The 17,873-nt window shown below is 64.5% G+C and carries 14 protein-coding genes; 8 read left to right on the top strand and 6 right to left on the bottom strand.

Annotation, left to right across the window (positions count from 1 at the left end):
- Nucleotides 1–203: 203 nt before the first annotated feature.
- From ABD791_RS08355 to ABD791_RS08345, 3 genes are all read right to left on the bottom strand, one after another.
- Entirely contained in the window at nt 204–1,022 is an 819-nt protein-coding gene (locus ABD791_RS08355; protein WP_345064758.1) for a DeoR/GlpR family DNA-binding transcription regulator, read from the bottom strand.
- 102 nt (nt 1,023–1,124) lie between these two features.
- Nucleotides 1,125–2,054 (bottom strand): carbohydrate kinase family protein, encoded by a 930-nt coding sequence (locus tag ABD791_RS08350; RefSeq protein ID WP_345064755.1) that lies wholly within the window; start codon nt 2,052–2,054, stop codon nt 1,125–1,127.
- Nucleotides 2,055–2,136: 82 nt separating this feature from the next.
- A complete protein-coding gene (locus ABD791_RS08345; protein WP_345064753.1) occupies nt 2,137–4,125 on the bottom strand; it encodes a bifunctional aldolase/short-chain dehydrogenase in 1,989 nt (662 codons plus the stop codon).
- A gap of 280 nt (nt 4,126–4,405) precedes the next feature.
- Between ABD791_RS08345 and ABD791_RS08340 the strand changes: the two genes are divergently transcribed.
- The 7 genes from ABD791_RS08340 to ABD791_RS08310 all read left to right on the top strand — a co-directional run bounded on the left by ABD791_RS08340 (nt 4,406) and on the right by ABD791_RS08310 (nt 12,103).
- Nucleotides 4,406–5,455 carry a substrate-binding domain-containing protein gene (locus tag ABD791_RS08340; protein WP_345064750.1) on the top strand — a complete coding sequence of 350 codons (1,050 nt, stop codon included), beginning with the start codon at nt 4,406–4,408 and terminating at the stop codon, nt 5,453–5,455.
- Nucleotides 5,456–5,612: 157 nt separating this feature from the next.
- Nucleotides 5,613–7,175, top strand: a complete 1,563-nt coding sequence (locus ABD791_RS08335) for a sugar ABC transporter ATP-binding protein (RefSeq protein ID WP_345064747.1) — start codon at nt 5,613–5,615, stop codon at nt 7,173–7,175.
- A complete protein-coding gene (locus tag ABD791_RS08330; protein ID WP_345064745.1) occupies nt 7,172–8,200 on the top strand; it encodes an ABC transporter permease in 1,029 nt (342 codons plus the stop codon). Before ABD791_RS08335 ends, ABD791_RS08330 begins: the two co-directional genes overlap by 4 nt.
- A gap of 18 nt (nt 8,201–8,218) precedes the next feature.
- Nucleotides 8,219–9,322, top strand: a complete 1,104-nt coding sequence (locus ABD791_RS08325; RefSeq protein WP_345064743.1) for an ABC transporter permease — start codon at nt 8,219–8,221, stop codon at nt 9,320–9,322.
- Nucleotides 9,319–9,879 (top strand): phosphoheptose isomerase family protein, encoded by a 561-nt coding sequence (locus ABD791_RS08320; RefSeq protein WP_345064740.1) that lies wholly within the window; start codon nt 9,319–9,321, stop codon nt 9,877–9,879. The genes ABD791_RS08325 and ABD791_RS08320 overlap by 4 nt, the downstream gene beginning before the upstream one ends.
- Before the next feature lie 20 nt (nt 9,880–9,899).
- Nucleotides 9,900–11,636 carry a dihydroxyacetone kinase family protein gene (locus ABD791_RS08315; RefSeq protein WP_345064737.1) on the top strand — a complete coding sequence of 579 codons (1,737 nt, stop codon included), beginning with the start codon at nt 9,900–9,902 and terminating at the stop codon, nt 11,634–11,636.
- A complete protein-coding gene (locus ABD791_RS08310) occupies nt 11,633–12,103 on the top strand; it encodes a ribose-5-phosphate isomerase (protein WP_345064735.1) in 471 nt (156 codons plus the stop codon). The genes ABD791_RS08315 and ABD791_RS08310 overlap by 4 nt, the downstream gene beginning before the upstream one ends.
- 38 nt (nt 12,104–12,141) lie before the next feature.
- On the opposite strand, the gene ABD791_RS08305 is transcribed toward ABD791_RS08310, so the two are convergent.
- Genes ABD791_RS08305 through rfbB form a run of 3 tightly spaced genes read right to left on the bottom strand, consistent with a single transcriptional unit; the run spans nt 12,142 to nt 15,148 of the window.
- Complete coding sequence (locus ABD791_RS08305) at nt 12,142–13,308, bottom strand: glycosyltransferase family 4 protein (protein ID WP_345064732.1); 1,167 nt, start codon at nt 13,306–13,308, stop codon at nt 12,142–12,144.
- Nucleotides 13,305–14,159 carry a dTDP-4-dehydrorhamnose reductase gene (gene rfbD / locus ABD791_RS08300; protein WP_345064729.1) on the bottom strand — a complete coding sequence of 285 codons (855 nt, stop codon included), beginning with the start codon at nt 14,157–14,159 and terminating at the stop codon, nt 13,305–13,307. The genes ABD791_RS08305 and rfbD overlap by 4 nt, the downstream gene beginning before the upstream one ends.
- Before the next feature lie 2 nt (nt 14,160–14,161).
- Complete coding sequence (gene rfbB, locus ABD791_RS08295) at nt 14,162–15,148, bottom strand: dTDP-glucose 4,6-dehydratase (RefSeq protein WP_345064726.1); 987 nt, start codon at nt 15,146–15,148, stop codon at nt 14,162–14,164.
- Nucleotides 15,149–15,426: 278 nt separating this feature from the next.
- Between rfbB and ABD791_RS08290 the strand changes: the two genes are divergently transcribed.
- Entirely contained in the window at nt 15,427–17,694 is a 2,268-nt protein-coding gene (locus ABD791_RS08290; protein WP_345064723.1) for an InlB B-repeat-containing protein, read from the top strand.
- The last annotated feature ends 179 nt before the right edge of the window (nt 17,695–17,873 follow it).

The following is a 17,873-nucleotide window of genomic DNA, read 5'->3' as shown; positions in this document are numbered from 1 at the left end:
GAATCCAGGGCCGCCGCATCCGCGACACGCCCTCTGTTCCTGAACCCGGTACCCCGCGGAGCTAGCTACTCCCGCGAACGGGATTCGGGCCGACTACAGGTCGGCGTGCAGCTGCCAGACGCGCTCAGCCGAATCGCGCCAGCTGAACGCCTTGGCGCGGTCGCTGCCGAAAACCCGCAGCCGGTCGGCCAGTACCCGATCTTCTACGTTGCGACCAACACCACGACGCCGGCATCTTCGAAGCTCCTCACGACGGCGGCTTCGACCTTGTCGTCGACGATGACATGAGTGAACTCGTCGATGCGGCCCAGGCGGTGCAAGGCGCCGTGGTCAATCTTGCTGTGGTCGAGCATGAGCACCCGGCGCTGTGCTGCGTTCATCATCGCCCGCTTGGCGCTCACAATCCGCTGGTCCTGATGGTATACATCCAGTCCGCGCACGGCTGACGTCGACGCGATCAATACGTCGGCATACAGATCGCTCAGGTTGCGTTCGCACATCATGCCGAGGAACGACTGGTACCGCGGCGTGAACTCGCCGCCGAGAGCGATGAGGTGCACGTCGGGATGGTTGCTGACTTGCTGCATCGCCGGCAGAAAATTCGTGATGATGGTCAGCGGTGGCTGAGCGATGAGTAACGGCACCACCGCGAGTGAGGTTGTGGAATCATCGATGATCACCACGTCGCCCTCGGAGACGAGGCTGGCGGCGACGCGGGCCATCTGCTTCTTTTCGTCGACGGCGCTCATCGACCGAAACTGCAGGTCGCTCTCGAATTGTGTCGACCGATGAGCGGATGCGCCTCCGCGCACTTTGCGCAGCATGCTCATACGTTGCAGCTCGTCAAGGTCGCGGTGTACCGTCATGCGGCTCACCCCCAGCTGCTCGGTGAGGTCATCCACGCTCACGAAGCCGCGCTGGTTCACGATCTCGCCGATGAAGCTCAGGCGGGCCGCCTTGGTGCGGCCGTGGGAGTGCAACGCATCGTGCGCGTCGGCGTGTTCCTCGGGCGCCTCAGGCATGGCTCAGGGGGTGGATTCTCGGCATGATCAGCGATCTTTCTATTCGTGATGCCAGCGGGTCTAGCTAGCTTGGCATAGTGCGACAGCGTGTGGCGGGCTGCCTCACGCGGCCCGTCTGGGCTGGGTGCGTTGGAAGGCCGCAACCTGCTCGCGATCCACGATGCCGGCGTCTGACCCTAGCCCGGTCGCCACGAGGCTGCCGCAGGCAAGGCCACGTTCTGCCGCGTCGATGACGTCGAGGCCGTCGAGCAGACCCGAGATGAGTCCGGACGTGAAGGCATCGCCGCAGCCTGTGCTGTCGACGACGTCGATCTCGTAGGCGGGCAGCACCGTTTCGGCGCGGCCATTGGCGGCAACGCTCACGCCGTCTCCGCCCATGGTGAGGATCGTGTGGCCGGCGCCCTGGCCGTGCAGCCAGGCGATGATCTCCTCGCGATCCTCACTGCCGACCAACCAGCCGGCCTCCTCGATGTTCGGCATCAGGTAATCGACATACTGCAGCGACGGACCGATCAAGGCTTGGGCGTCGTCCCGTGGACTCATCAGGAAGTCCATCGTTACGGTGAGACCAAGTTCCTTCACTCGCTTGAGCACCCGGGCCATCGGTGTGCCGTCGAGGCCGGGCAGGATGAACGCGCCGCCGAGGTGAAAGATCTCGGCCTGCTCGACAACACCCCACGGCACATCCTCTTCGGTGAGGCCGGCGTTGGCGCCGATGACGTGGAGCGCCGGCCGCGAGCCGTCTCGTCGGATCGGCAGTAGGCTCGCCGACGTCTGCCGCGTGGGGTCGACGATCAGGTGGTCAGTATTGACCCCGTAGCCGGCCATGGTTGAGCGCACGAAATCTCCGATCGTGTCGTTGCCGATGCGGCCAACGGTGGCCACGTCGATGCCGAGCTTGGCCAGGTTCACGGACGGCGCGGCAGCGGTACCGGCCACGGTGAACTTGATTTGCTCGATGAATTCGAGGTGCTGGCCGGGCGGTACGGTCGTAAACGGCCAGCCGAGCGCATCGGCGATGTGCGCTCCCATGGATATCACTCGAGACGTCATTGTTCCTCCGTTTTGATATGTCGTGCAGTCAAGTTTCGCGGATCTGGGGTCGCGGTGCGACCTAGATGACTCTGTCGTTGCCGCCGTCGACGGGCACCTGCGCACCTGTGGTGGACTGGAACGTGGCCGTGCACATCGCGCCAACCATGTGGGCAACGTCGAGGCTGGTCACCTCGGTGGCGAGCAGGTTACGGCGCTTGTACTCCTCGATGCTGACGCCGTACTTGGCCGCGCGTTCGCTGAGCAATTCAGGGGTCCACAACGCGGTGTCGAAGACTGCATCGGGGTGCACAGTGTTCACACGGATGCGGTCGCCCGCCCATTCGAGGGCCGCCACGCGGGCCAACTGGGTAAGCGCGGCCTTCGACGCGGAATACGCGGCGGCGCCGGGGCCGGGGGCCGCCACGTTCTTCGAACCGATCACGACCACGCGGCCGTAAGTGGGTGACTCGGCCAGCAGCGGCTGGGCGAGCGCGAAGAGGGTTTGCACCGAACCCACGTTGATCGCCATGGTGCGGTCCCAGACTGTGCCGTCGAGTGCGGTGATGGGCGCACTTTCGGCGAAGACGCCGGCCGAGATGATGAGCATGTCGAGTCCGCCGAAACGCGCAGCAGTCGCGCGCAGGGCGCCGTCGATGGCGGCGCGGTCGCGCACATCCACGGGGAGCCCCAGCCAGGCCGCGTCCGAGAACGTACTGGCGACATCCGGAGAAATGTCGATGCCGACCACGCATGCGCCGAGGTCAAGAAGGTGGCGGGCGATACTTCGGCCGATGCCGGAGGCCGCACCCGTGACGAAGGCGACCTGGCCCGAGAGCTCGGCCGGGGCCCCGCCCATGCGCAGCTTGGCCTGCTCGAGGTCCCAGTACTCCACATCGAACAGCTCGCCTTCTGGGAGGGCGGTATAGCGACCGAGCCGTTCGCCGGCCTCGATGACATCGAAGGTGTGAAGCGCGATGTCACGCACGATGTTTGCATCCTTAATGGTCTTGCCCACCGTGAACATGCCCTGCTTGCGGTCGAGGATGAACCGTGGGGTGGGGTCAAGCATGTCCAGCGGCACGGTGGATCGATCCCGATTGCGCTGAAAATAGGCTTCATAGTCGGCCGCGTAGTGGTCGATGTCGGTGCCATCAACGTCGCTTCCCACCAGGGGCAGGCGCTTGGTCCGGATGATGTGGTCGGGGGTTGCGGGGCCCCGGGTGGCGATCTGTTCCACGTTCTCCTGGCTCATAAACTCCCAGACGCGGGCGCCGGTGTGGTGGCTCAGGATGAGAGGGCGACCGGCGTGCCGCGAGACAGCTCGGCGCAGGCGAGCGATCGGAAGTGACGGCGCCACCGCTTCCCTTTCGGGGAGGGGTGTGGGCTGTGCGTCTGCCGTGACCGGAGAACGCAGGGCGGCTTCGGCGGCAGAGATGAGCTCGAGGTGCCTGTTGTATGCCTCGGCCATGGTGTCACCAAAGGTGAAGAGACCGTGGTTGAGCAGTACCATGCCCCGGGTGGCCGCAGTCGCCAGTTGCGGCCACAGTTCGTTGCAGAGCCGGGCGAGGTCGAAGCCGGGCATGACGTAGGGGATGAGCACCACACTGTCGCCGAAGAGCTCGGTGACCGCTGCAGCCGGGTCGGGCTGGTTGGTGAGGGAGACGATCACGTCGGCATGCGAGTGCAGCACTGCGCGGTAGGGCAGAAGCGCATGCAACAGCGACTCGATTGAGGGGTCGGGTGCTGAAGCATCCACGAGCGCGCAGCGCAGTTCGTTGACCAGCACGGCATCGGTAATCGTGTCGACGGTGAGCAGCTCGCGCAGCCGATTCAAGCGCAGCGGGGCAAAGCCTTGGGGCTCGATTGTGGCCATGTCCCAGCCACTGCCCTTGACGTAAATCACATCGAGGGGAGAGCCGGTCACATCGACGATGGTGTCCTTGATCGAGGAGTTGCCGCCGCCGTGCAACACAAGATCGTCATGCGCCCCGATCGTGCGCGACCCCTGCACGCACTCCTCGAGGGCGCTTTGCCCGCCGGAGATCGGCGTCTGCCACAGACTCTTCACTAGAACCCCTTTGTTTGTGTTCGCCGCATCAGATGGTAATAATTCCGTTACAAACGGCGTGAATCACGGCGATGTAACGAAACATATCAGACTTGTCACACGGTGTATTCACTTACTATCTTCATTCGCATACCTCCAATTTCACCGGTAATCAATCGACCGATTGCCCAAGATTGGTAATTCGAGTTGATGATAAGTTGTGCTTTACTGTTACAACCGTCCCGGCCATTGTGATGTCGGGAGTGTCTTGTAACACAGATGCGTTCAAAGGAGAACAGTAATGAAGCGACCAACTAAGTTTTTAGGCCTCGCGGTCACTGCCATCGCGGCAACTGCCCTACTGGCCGGCTGTGGCACGGTGGGAGACACTGGTGGAGCCACGGCCGCCGGGTCCGATGACGGTGTCTTCCGAATCGCGACGGTGTCGAAGGTGGAGGGCATCTCCTGGTTTGAAGCGATGCGCACTGGCGTCGACCAGTTCGGTGAGGACAATAGCGGCGTCGTTGAGGCGTGGCAGACCGGCCCGGACAGTGGAGATCCTGCCAAGCAGGTGCAGATCGTCGAAGACCTTATCGCCCAAGGTGTCGACGCACTCGTTGTGGTGCCGAACGACCCGCAGTCGATCGCCCCCGTGCTCAAGAAGGCCCGGGATGCCGGCATCGTGGTTATCACCCATGAAGCGCCAGCGCTCGCCGCGACCGAGAGTGTGGATTACGACCTGGAAGCCTTCGACAACGCCGAGTTCGGCGAGAAGATGTTCGAGCAGCTCGCCAACCAGATGGGCGGCAAGGGCACGTTCGTGGGCGAGGTTGGCTCACTCACCAGCGAGACTCACATGGCCTGGTACAACGCGGGGATCGCCTACCTGGAGAAGAACTATCCCGATGTCACCCCGGTGTCGGCGCAGCCCTACGAAGACGACAATGACGACTCCAAGGCCCGCGACAACGCGCTCGAGATCCTCAAGGCTTACCCCGACCTCGGCGGGTTCATCGGCACATCCGTCTCCGCCGGGGCGAACTTCGCCGCCGTGCTGAAGGAGAAGAACCTCACCAATATCGCCACGTCGATGCTGAGCTTGCCCTCGGTCGCCGGCCCCTACCTGGAAGAGGGCGTCGTGCGCTCTGCCCAGGCGTGGAACCCCGCAGGCGCCGGCTACGCAGCCAACGCTGTTGCCCTCGCCGTGCTGCAGAACAAGGCTGTGGAATCGGGCAGCGACCTCAACTTCGAGGGCTACAACGACGTCACGGTCGACGGCAAGCTCATCACTGGCGCCGCGATCCTGATGATCGAAAAGGGTCAGTACCCCGGCAACAAGTACCCGTTCTAAGTACCACGCGCCTGTAACGAATCTCAGGTGGTGGTGCCAGCGCTCTGTTGACGCCACCACCCCTCCGGTCACGCCTAGCGTGACGCCCTCGCGCGACCCCCGCTTGCAGCGGCCCTTGGTTTTGGTCGCACCCCTTCTACTCACGAATAGAGCGATCATGGGCACTCCCATTCTCATCGCGGAAGACCTCTCCATCGCCTTTGGCGGGGTGACCGCACTCGATACCATCAACCTGTCAATCGGAGAAGGCGAGATCCTCTGCCTCGCCGGCGAAAATGGTTCCGGAAAATCCACCTTCGTCAAGATCGTGTCCGGCGTGTATGCGCCGAGCGCGGGCAGTGTGACGATCGACGGCGTCCGGGTTGACAACCAGGGTCCGCGCGCCGCGATCAGCGCCGGCGTGCAGGTGATCTACCAGGATCTCTCTCTCTTCGACCACCTCTCTGTGGCAGAGAACATCGCAATGAACCGGATGATGCACGACGGCTCTCGTCTCGTGAAGCGCTCGACTATGCGCACCATCGCGGCCGAGCAGCTCGCTCGAGTGGGCGTCGAACTGCCGCTCGATGACCGGGTTTCCACCTTGTCCGTGGCCAACAAGCAGCTCGTCGCCATCGCACGAGCGCTCAGTATGGATGCCCGCATCCTCTTCATGGATGAACCGACCACCGCACTCACCACTAACGAGGTGAAGCGACTTCTCAAGATCGTGCTCGAACTCAAGAGCCGCGGCCTGTCGATCGTATTCATCAGTCACAAGCTCGACGAGGTCTTCGCCATCGCCGACAACATCACCATCTTCCGCGATGGCCGCAAGGTGGGCGACTTCACTGCGGCTGAGCTCGACGAGGAGTCGTTGAGCTTCCACATGACCGGTCGCCGCGTCTCATATGCCCGCTACCACCGGCAGCTCACCGATGAGACCCCCCTCCTCGAGGTGCGAGGCCTGGGACGCACCGGAAACTACTCCAACGTCAATTTCAACCTGCGCAAGGGGGACATTCTCGGCCTCACCGGGTTGCTCGGCGCCGGCCGCACCGAGCTCGCCTTGTCTTTGTTTGGCCTCAACGCCCCCGATGCCGGCCAGATTCTGATTGGTGGTAAGCCGGTGAGCATGCGGTCGCCGTGGGAGGCCATGGAACTTGGCATTGCGCTCGTGCCGGAAGACCGCAAGACCCAGGGGCTGTTCGGAGCACAATCGATCCGAAACAACGTTTCGTCCAACGTGCTCGACTCGCTGCTCGACCGCGCTCGACTTATCGACGGCAAGGCAGAGCAGGCGCTCGCCGTGGCGACCGTGCACGAAATGAACGTGAATAACAAGAACGTTGACACGCTCGTGCAGAATCTCTCCGGCGGTAACCAGCAGAAGGTGGTTATCGGCAAGTGGATCGCACGCAACCCGACGGTCTTCATTCTTGACAGCCCCACCGTCGGTATCGATATCGGCTCCAAGCAGGAGATCTACGATCGCATTCATGCTCTTGCCGCCAGCGGTATCGGAGTCATTGTCATCTCAGACGAGCCAGAAGAGATCATCGCGAACTGCAACCGGGTGCTCGTCATGCACGAGGGTGCCGTACTCGACCGGTTTGACGAGGCCGACCTGCGTGCCCCCGAATTCAAGGAGCGCCTCGCCAGCATCATCGGCGACCCGGATTCCCACGTGAGTCACGTGACCACACTTCCCGCCACCACCAACACAGGAGACCAGCGATGAAGACCTCCCCGTTCCGCGCCGTCTTCAATCGGCCCTTCACCGCGATGGAGAAGTATCTCCTGGGCATCATCGTCGCCTACATCCTCATCGTCGCCGTCAAGAACCCGCTGTTTTTCAGTGTCGAGACCCTGTTCGACATGCTGCGTAGCGGGTCGGGTGTGATGATCCTGGCCATTGGCGTGCTCATCGTGCTCATCTCGGGCGGCATTGACGTTTCGTTCACGGCGATTGCCGTGGTGTCGGGCTACACGTCGGTGAAGCTCATGCTGGCGCTCGGCGTCAACAACATACTGTTCGCTTTCATCGTGTCGATCGTGGTGGGCTGCCTGCTTGGTTCGATCAATGCCCTGATCATCTATCGCTTTAAGCTGCCCACCCTTATCGTGACTCTGGGCACGGCCAGCGCCTACCACGGACTCATGGCCATGGTGCTGGGGACGAAGTCGTTCCCGACCGGTGCGATGCCGCAGGCACTCGTCGAATTCGGATCCACCGACCTGCTCGTGATCAACTCCAATACCGGACGTTACGGCCTGACAGTGTTCCTGCCGATCGTGATCGCGGTACTCGTGATCACCTGGTTCATCCTCTACCGCACCATGCTGGGGCGACAGGTCTTCGCCGTGGGCAGTAACGAGGAGTCAGCGTCGAGGTTGGGCATCAACATCTTTCGCACCAAGCTCTTTGTCTACTGCTACTCGGGTGCCCTCTCCGGGTTGATGGGCATCATCTATTTCAGCGAACTCAAATATGTCAACCCGGTCTCACTCGTGGGCACTGAGCTCATGATCATCGCCGCGGTCGTCATCGGCGGTGCCAAGCTCACCGGCGGTGAAGGAACCATCCTTGGCACCATCCTCGGCATCGTCGTCGTACAGCTGTTCCAGTCCACTCTCGTATTCCTCGGCCTGGGCTCCTCCTGGAACGACTTGTTCTTCGGCGCCGTGCTGCTGATGAGTCTGGGCGTCATGTATTACCGTCAACGCATCCAGGACAGAAAGAACCTCGTCTTCGCGACGAGCTAACCGGAGAGAAGAGAAACCATGAGTTCCATCGCTCGTCTCGTCGCCCGAGACAAGAACCTGTCAGTCCTGGTCGTGATGACGGCCGTCACCCTCATCGTGCTGATCACCCTGCTCGGCGGCCGTTTCCTCTCCGCCGGTAACCTCCAGTCGATGTCTTCCCAGGTCAGCGAATTCGGCTTCCTCGCCCTCGCAATGGGCCTGGCCATGCTGACCGCAGGCATCGACCTATCGATTGTGTCGGCGGCAGTGCTCGCGGGCATCGTCGGGGCCACCGTCATGAGCGGTCAGCTCGTGCCGGTGACCGCGTCGAACTCGTCAGCGCTGATGCTCGCCGGCATCGTCGCGGCTTTGGTCACCGGCATGCTCTGCGGTTTGCTCAACGGCCTACTCATCGCGAAACTGTCCATCCCGCCCATTCTCGCCACGCTGGGCACGATGATCCTATTCACAGGCGTCGGCATGGTCATTACCAACGGTCAGAGTGTTCCCATCGCCATCACCGGATTCTCTGCCCTCGGCGCGGCGACGGTGGCGAACGTCCCGCTCATCTTCATCCTGATGGTGGTCGCCTACGTCGTCGTGGGCTTCGTGCTGCGGCGTTCCCGGTTCGGCCGACGCGTTTACCTCTTTGGTGAGAACGACGTGGCGCTGCGCTTCTCCGGGGTGCGCAATGACCGGGTAATTATCCTCACCTATCTACTGATTGGTCTGCTGGTGGGCATTGCCGCCGTGATCATGGTGTCCAGGGTGAACTCAGCCCGCGTCGGGTTCGGCGAGTCCTACTTGCTGCAGGCGATCCTCGTCGTGGTGCTCGCCGGGTTCGACCCCAACGGTGGTCGCGGTCGGGTGATCAGCGTGGGTCTCGGCCTCATCCTGTTGCAGTCGTTGCAGAGCGCCTTCACCATCCTGCAATTCAACCCCTACGTGAAGAACCTCATCTGGGGTTCGATGCTGCTGCTCGTCATGATCGTCAACTACTACGTGGCCCGTTGGAACCCACGAGCCACCGCGGTGAGCAGCGGTCCCGGCGCGGCGAGGTCCGCCGCCAAGCCGGCTCCGTCGGACGCGGCCGAGACCCACGACGCGGCGGATGCGGTCGTGTCGGCGCGGCGATCGCTGTGAGCGGCTTCCACGAGCAGTCCGCCACGATCGCCGGTGAGCTCGCAGCCACGCTGGCTCGGGTGAACGTCGACGAGGTGGAGCGCACGATCGAGGCGATCCTCTCCTCCGACACCGTCTTCGTGATCGGTGTAGGCCGAGAGGGCCTGGCCGCGCGCGGCTTCGCGATGCGGCTGGCACACCTCGGTCTGACCGTGCACTGGGGCTGGGACGACACCACGCCCGCTGTCACCGCCCGCGACGCGTTCGTCATGGTGAACGGGTCCGGCGCCATCGGCCACCTCGACTACGTGTTCGACCGGGTGCGGGAAGTCGGCGCAACGACCATCGTCGTCTCGGCCATCGCCGAGGCCCGTACGCCCCGACGTGCCGATGTCGCCCTCATCGTGCCGGCCACCGTCTACCGAGGTGACGGTGATCTGGTCGCATCGATCCAGCCGATGGGCAGCTTGTTCGAACAGAGCACCCAGCTCGTTTTCGACACCCTGGTGTTGCAGCTCGCCGAACGTCTCGGCCTAGCTCTCGCCGACCTCGCGCCTCGCCACCGCAACTTCGAATAGCCACTGAGGAGCAGACCGCCATGACCCGAATCCACAATGACCCCGCCGACTTCGCCGAAGAAGCACTCTCGGGTTTCGCACTGCTGCACGAGCGATTCGTGCGCCCGGTGCCGGGCGGCGTCGTGCGACGTCGCCCGGGCCCCCAGGGCAAGACCGTGGTGATCTTCGGCGGCGGCAGTGGCCACTACCCGGCCTTTGCCGGGCTGGTGGGCCCCGGCTTCGGCGACGGCTCCGTGGTGGGCAACATCTTCACCTCGCCGTCTGCCCAGTACGCCTACTCAGTGGGCCGGCAAGCCAACCGTGGCGGCGGCGTCATCTTCAGCTTCGGCAACTACGCCGGCGACGTGATGAACTTCGGTATTGCGTGTGAACAGCTCGCAGCCGAAGGCATCGATGCGCGCTCCGTGATCGTCACCGACGACATGCTCAGCGCCTCCGTCGATGAGACCAGCAAACGACGCGGTATCGCGGGTGATTTCGTGGTGTTCAAGGTGCTCGCCGCCGCCGCCGAGGCGGGCGCTGGCATCAATGAGGTCGAGCGCCTCGGCCGCAAGGCCAATGACCGCACGCGCACCGCAGGCATTGCCTTTTCCGGCTGCACCTTTCCGGGCGCGGTCGAGCCGCTCTTCACTGTCGACCGCGCATCGATGGCGGTCGGTCTGGGCATCCACGGTGAACCAGGCCTCGAAACTGTGCCGCTGCAGAGCGCCCGGGAGATCGGCGAATTGCTCGTGCGCACGGTGCTCGCCGAGGCGCCCGCTGGCAGCAGCGGTCGGGTTGGTGTGATCCTCAACGGTCTGGGCTCCACCAAGTATGAGGAGTTGTTCCTGCTCTGGGGTGAGATCGCGCCGCGTCTGGCCGACGCAGGGCTGCAGCTCGTGGAGCCGGAAGTGGGGGAGCTCGTCACAAGCCTCGATATGGCCGGCGTCTCGCTCAGCTTGGTCTGGCTCGACGACGAACTTGAACCACTCTGGTGCGCGCCGGTCGAGACCCCCGCCTACCGCAAGGGCTCCGCGCCCGGGGCCGATTCGGGCAGCGACGATGACGGGGCTGTGGCGGATGCCGTGGTCGAGCAGATTGCACCCGGCAGCCCGGTCTCGCAGGAGCTCGCCGCGCAGGTCGTGGCTCTGACCACGGCTGCGTTCACCACGGTTCGCGAGAACGAAGACCTCCTCGCCCAAATGGATTCCATTGCCGGTGACGGCGACCACGGCCGCGGCATGGTGCGTGGCCTCGACGCCGCCCTCGCTGCAGCGACGGCCGTGGCCGCCCAGAGCGCTGGTGCCGGCAGCACCCTCGCCCGAGCCGGCGACGCCTGGGCAGAGCATGCTGGCGGCACTTCCGGGGTGCTCTGGGGGTCGGCGCTGCGCGCTGCCGGACAAGTGCTTGGCGACGATGACGCGGTCGATGCGGCAGGCGTACTCGCCGCAGTCGACGCCTACGCGGCGGCCCTCACCCGGCTCGGCAAGGCCGTTCCGGGTGATAAGACCATGGTCGACGCCGTCGCCCCGTTCGCCGCCACGTTGCACGACGCCGTCGCCACGGGCCGTCCCTTGTCGGAGGCATTTCTGGCCGCCGCAGCCAGCGCCTCGGCAGCGGCGGCTAGTACCGCCGACCTGCTGCCAAAGCTTGGCCGCGCCCGCCCGCACGCCCACAAGAGCCTGGGCACTCCAGACCCCGGCGCCACATCCTTCGCCCTCATCGTGACAACCCTGGCGGATGCCGCAACGCACGAAAGAAAGGTGCACGTCGAATGACTCTGCAGCCCCTCACCATCATCATCGGCGCCGACGACGCCGGCTACAGCTATAAGGAGATTCTGAAGAGCGACCTCGAGGCTAGTCCCCTGGTGGCGTCGGTCATCGACATCGGAGTGGACGAGAGCAGCCACACCCCCTACCCGAGCGTGGCCATCGAGGCCGCCAGCTTGGTGGCCGCCGGACGGGCCGACCGGGCCCTGCTCATCTGCGGAACGGGGCTGGGCATGGCCATCGCGGCGAACAAGGTGTCTTCAATACGAGCGGTTACCGCGCATGACGCCTACTCGGTGGAGCGCGGAGTGCTGAGCAACAACGCCCAGATACTCGCCTTTGGCCAGCGTGTAATCGGCATAGAGGTTGCGCGCCGCCTCACCCAGGAGTGGTTGCGCTACCGCTTCGACGACTCCTCCGCCTCGGCCGACAAGGTGCAGCTGATCACCGACTTTGACCAGCTGACCGCGTAGTACCGCTCGGCCGTTGACCGACCCGGGATTCGGGCCGCCTACAGGTCGGCGTGCAGCTGCCAGACGCGCTCAGCCGAATCGCGCCAGCTGAACGCCTTGGCGCGGTCGCTGCCGAAAACCCGCAGCCGGTCGGCCAGCTCACGGTCGCCAAGCACGCGGTCGAGTGCGGCCGCCAATCGCTCAGGGTAGCCGTCGGCATCCTCACGCTCGACGACGAAGCCGGCGTCTCCGGCGGTCTCCACCAGGGCCGGTGCGTCCGAGTGGATCACCGGGGTGCCCATCTGGAATGCCTGAATGATCTGCAGGCCGAAGCCTTCCGCCAGGCTCGGTGCCACGAACGCCGAGGCGCGCGACATGACCAAGGCCACATTCTCGTCTGACAGGCCGCTGATTGATCTCACGCGTCCGACTGGCAACCCTGCCTCGTCGGCAACGGCGGCCAGATCGAGTTCGCCCCAGGTGTCGGGGCCGAGCACGAGCAGGGGAAGATCGGGGGCACCCGGGCGGCCGAGCGCGGCGATCAGCGACGTCACAGCCTTGCGGGGTTCCAGAGTGCCGGCGGTGAGGATGAACTCCGTCGGCAGGTCGAGTGCGGCCAAGCGCTCGGCGATGAGCTCGTCGGCAAAACTCCGTGCAAGCTCGGCGCCGGGGAGATGAAAAGTGCGGCTCAACGCCGGGCCGATCACGCGCACACGATCGCCGAAATCGGCGAACTCTGCAAGTTCTGCGGCAACGGCATGGCTCGGAACAACGACAGCATCCGCGTGCTTGCGTGCCCGTTTCAGCATGCCCTTGGTCCAGGCGACTGTCGCCGATGTGAAAGCCTCCGGATGCGACAGGGCCAGGGTGTCATGCACGGTCACGGCAACCTGCGTGCCGCCGTTCACCCGGTCGTGGCGGCGCAGCGGGGCAAGGAGACTGGGGGAATGGATCATGCCGGGCCCGGGGGAGGTGGTGATACCCAGCTGCCAGGCGGCAGCCAGTTCGCGACGACCCAGGGTGGTCTTGTAGAGCCCCGCCAGGCCGGGGAGGCGTTCCTCGATGAGGGCGTACTCGGCCGGGGTCGACGACGAGACAATGCCTTCGACCTCGCAGCCCGCGGGGGCCGCCGTGATCAAAGCCTGCGTGAGCTGCTCGGTGTACCGCCCGATACTGCCGGGCACCGGTGCAATCAGCTGGTCGACGACGACCCGTAGCGTGGTCATACTTTCCCCAAAACTCCCTGTTGTGCGGCAGCGGCGAGTGCGGCGTTCCAGTCGCGCATCGGCTCAAGGCCGGCCAGTTTCCAGGCGTCATGCCCGAGCACCGAGTACGACGGGCGCGGGGCCGGTCGCACGAACTGGGAGCTGTCAGTCGGCTTCACGCGCTCGGGGTCGAGCCCCGCTGCCGCGAAGACGGCGCGCGCGAAGTCGTACCAGCTCGCCACCCCAGAGTTGGTTCCGTGGTAAATGCCAGCCGGAGCGTCGCTGTCGAGCAGCGCCACAATCTGGTCGGCCAGGTCGGCAGTCCAAGTCGGCTGCCCGAGCTGGTCATTGACAACGCTGACCGTCTCGTGGGAGCCGGCCAAGCGCAGCATCGTGGTCGCGAAGTTCGGCCCATGGGCGCCATAAAGCCAGGCGGTGCGCACGATGAAACTACGGTCGGGGTTCTCGGCGAGCACGAACTCCTCACCGGCACCCTTCGTACGGCCATACGCCGAAATCGGATCGCGCGGCGTGTTCTCCGCGTAGGGCAGCGTGGCGCTGCCGTTGAAAACGTAGTCGGTCGAGACCTGCACGAGGCGTGCCTGCTGAGCGGATGCCGCCGCAGCGAGATTGCGCGCGCCAACGGCATTGACAGCGTAGGCTGCGTCTTCGTGGGACTCGGCGTCGTCGACCTTGGTGTAGGCCGACGCGTTGATGATCACGTCGTGGCCGGCCGCGGCATCCGTCACCGCTGACAGGTCGGTGACATCGAGGTCGGCGCGGCCGAGAGCCGTGACCTCGCGCCCGGCGAGGGCGCTCTGCAGGTCGCGGCCGAGCATTCCGGCAGCGCCGGCAATCAGATAACGGGTCATGCTTAGCTCAGCGACGCACGGGCCTTGAGGGGCTCCCACCACTCGCGCCTGGAGCGGTACCACTCCACGACATCGGCCAGGCCCTGCTCGAACGGAACCTGCGGCTCGTAGCCGAGCTCGGCGCGGATCTTGCTGATGTCGACCGAGTAACGCAGGTCGTGACCGAGACGGTCGGCGACGCGGTCGACGTACGACCAGTCCTTGCCTGTCGAGTCGAGCAGCATCTGGGTGAGCTCCTTGTTGGTGAGCTCGGTTCCGCCGCCGATGTTGTAGATCTCACCGGCGCGACCGCCGACGAGCACCATCGCGATGCCGCGGGTGTGGTCGTCAACGTGCAGCCAGTCACGGATGTTGTTTCCCTCGCCATAGAGAGGAACGTGCTTGTCGTCGATGAGGTTCGTGACGAACAGCGGGATGACCTTCTCGGGAAAGTGGAAGGGTCCGTAGTTGTTCGAGCAGCGCGTGATCGACACGTTGAGGCCGTGGGTGCGGTGGTAGCTGCGGGCGAGCAGGTCGCTGCCGGCCTTCGACGCGGAGTAGGGCGAGTTGGGCTCGAGCGGACGCTCTTCGTCCCAGGAGCCTTCGGCGATCGAGCCGTAGACCTCGTCGGTGGAGACGTGCACGAAGCGCTTGAGGTTGTTGCGCAGTGCGGCATCGAGCAGCTGCTGGGTGCCGAGAACGTTCGTCTCGACAAAGATCGACGCATCGCGCACCGAACGGTCGACGTGCGACTCCGCGGCGAAGTGCACGACGGCGTCCACGTCGGGGAACAGCGTGTCGAGCAGCGCGCCGTCACGGATATCACCCTTGACGAAGGTGTAGCGCGGCGAATCGGCGACGGAGGCCAGGTTCGCGAGGTTGCCCGAGTAAGTCAGCGCGTCGAGAACGACGACGTCTGCTCCTTCGAGGCCGGGGTAGGCGTCTTCGAGTGTGCGGCGAACAAAGTTCGAGCCGATGAACCCGGCGCCGCCGGTGACGAGGATCTTCATGGGTGTTCGTAACCTGTCTGTAAACGTAAAAGTGGCAGCGTCAGTCTACTGGGCGGCCCCTGAGCGGGCCCTGATCGTAGGATGCCCGCGAAACGATAAGGTTTTTTCGCCTGACTACCGCGATATTGCTGCCGATAGTCGACAATAGGCAACGATCTTGCTCATCTGTGCGCCCCGTTGCTCGGGCAGCGAACAGTCCCTGCCATGCGACGACTGCCCCGAGAGGCCCGCCACTTATGACACGAATGAACGCTCTCCTGCGCCGAAGTGGCGTTCTTGTGACTGGTGCACTGCTGCTCGGGATGCTTCCGGCCGGCACCGCTTTTGCGGCAACGGCTACCCCAGATGGTCCCGCTGACGTGCCGACCGCGCTCGCAGCCGTTTCCTCTTCCGTTGCTGAATCTCCGGCGGGCGATGGCGGGCTGACGCCGACGACGCGCTCGCAGGGGGACGACATGGTCTTCGTCGGCGACGACGCAGGCACGACTGATTGGCTTCGTTCGGGCAACGGCGCAGCGACGAGCCCGATTCCGCTTGCTGCCGCGGCGGCGCCGTCGAATCACACCGTGAACGTTGCGGTGGTCTCGCCGGCTGGCGTAGCGCTCAATACCGACTTCATCAGCGATGCGGCGATTGCCGATTTGCTGGCCCAGGTCGGTGCGTCGTGGAAGACGCAATCGAACAACCAGGTGCAATCGGTGTCGCTGAGCGGAGCGGTTGAGCGCTACACGAGCACGGCCACGTGCGACAACCAGACGGGAGCGTGGGCCGAAGCGGCAGCACGGTTCGGTCATACCAAGGTCTCTGACTACTACGGTGGTGCGGCCTCGTCGCACCTGCTCGTACTTGTGCCTGCGACCTGCACCGCGTCGGGACTCGGCACGGTCGGCAACGGCAGCGGTGTGGCCAGTGCCAGCTACGGCGGGCTGATGTGGGTTTCGCTGAAGGGGCGCGGTGATCTCGACACCGTGACACACGAATTCGGTCACAACCTCGGCCTTCAACACTCGAACTCGCACCAGTGCCCCGTAGCCACGATGAGCGAGGGCCTGATCGATCCGACGACGGGAGCCTTCTCTGACGGCTGCGTCGACTACTCCTACGGCGACTACTTCGACGTGATGGGTCCGAGCTGGTCGGTGAACGGAGCGGGTGGTGTTATCTACACGAACGCCCGTCCGACCGCCCTCAACGTGACGCAGAAGTTGCGTTTGGGCGCCGTGGCAAACGGCGAAATGGAAACGGTGACCCTGCCGGCCGACAGCGAGACGTCCGAGACCTCGTTTGCCCTGACATCCGTCGGCTCGACCTCCGGCTTGCGCGATGTCGCGCTGACCGACCCTCGCACCGGGCGGGTCTACTACGTGGACTTCCGGGGCGGCGGAGGAACGGATGCCGGCTCCTTGTACGAATCCGGCATGCTCGCTGGGGTTGGAACAGCCATGGGCGTTCGCGTCTTGACGACCCGCCCGGACGGATCGTCGATTGTGCTGAACAGCCCAGAGAAGGCTCCGCGAACAGGAAGCAAGCTTTACCTGGTTGCCGGGGAATCCCTCTCGACCCGATCGGGTGGCGTGACGGTATCGGTCACAAGTGTGTCGGGCACAACCGCGACGGTGTCGGTCAAGTTGGAGGCGACTCCGACTCCGACGCCGACGCCCACTCCGACTCCCACGCCCACGCCGACTCCGACTCCGACTCCGACTCCGACGCCGACTCCGACTCCGACGCCGACGCCGACGCCGACGCCGACTCCGACGCCGACGCCGACTCCGACTCCGACGCCGACTCCGACTCCGACGCCGACGCCGACGCCGACTCCGACGCCGACTCCGACTCCGACTCCGACGCCGACTCCGACTCCGACTCCCACGCCCACGCCGACTCCGACTCCGACAACGACGCCGGTCGTCAAGTCGACGGTCACCTTCAATACACAGGGTGGCAGCACGGTTGCCGCAGTGACTGTGAACAACGGAACGGTCATCACAGCGCCGAAGTCTCCGACTCGCGACGGCTACACCTTCTCGGGTTGGTACACGAAGTCGACCGGTGGCAGCGCCTGGAACTTCGCCGGCAAGGTGACGAGCAACACCACGGTGTACGCGCAGTGGTCGGTGCAGAAGCGCACCGTGACGTTCAACGCGCAGGGCGGCAGCAAGGTGGCCGCGGTGAGCACGAACTACAACACCGCGATCAAGGCGCCGAAGTCGCCGACGCGCACGGGTTACACCTTCGCGGGGTGGTACACGAAGGCGACCGGTGGCAGCAAGTGGAACTTCACCGCCAAGGTGACGACCAGCACCACCGCGTACGCCCATTGGACAGTGCAGAAGCGCACGGTCACGTTCAACGCGCAGGGCGGGAGCACGGTTGCCGCGGTGAGCACGAACTACAACACCGTGATCAAGGCACCGAAGTCGCCCACTCGCAGTGGATATGTCTTCAAGGGGTGGTACACGAAGGCCACGGGTGGCAGCAAGTGGAACTTCACCGCCAAGGTGGCGACCAACGCCACTGCCTACGCCTACTGGACGAAGAAGTAACCCACCGGATTCGGCGGTCGCCTCGCACGGAGGAGGCCGCCCCATCCAGCCTCGATCTGGCGGCCTACTCTCGGCATCGGACCATCTCGTTGGTCGAGCTTGTCGAAACCAGGTGAGCCGATATTCACACGATACCCAAGTCCGGAGATCGGCTCGCCCGGTCTCGAGCTTCCGGGCCG

The organism is Glaciibacter kafniensis, assembly GCF_039538945.1.
GTDB classification, from domain to species: Bacteria; Actinomycetota; Actinomycetes; order Actinomycetales; family Microbacteriaceae; genus Cryobacterium; species Cryobacterium kafniensis.
Note: the sequence above shows the minus strand (reverse complement) of the source record. Positions and strands in the feature narration are given on the sequence as shown.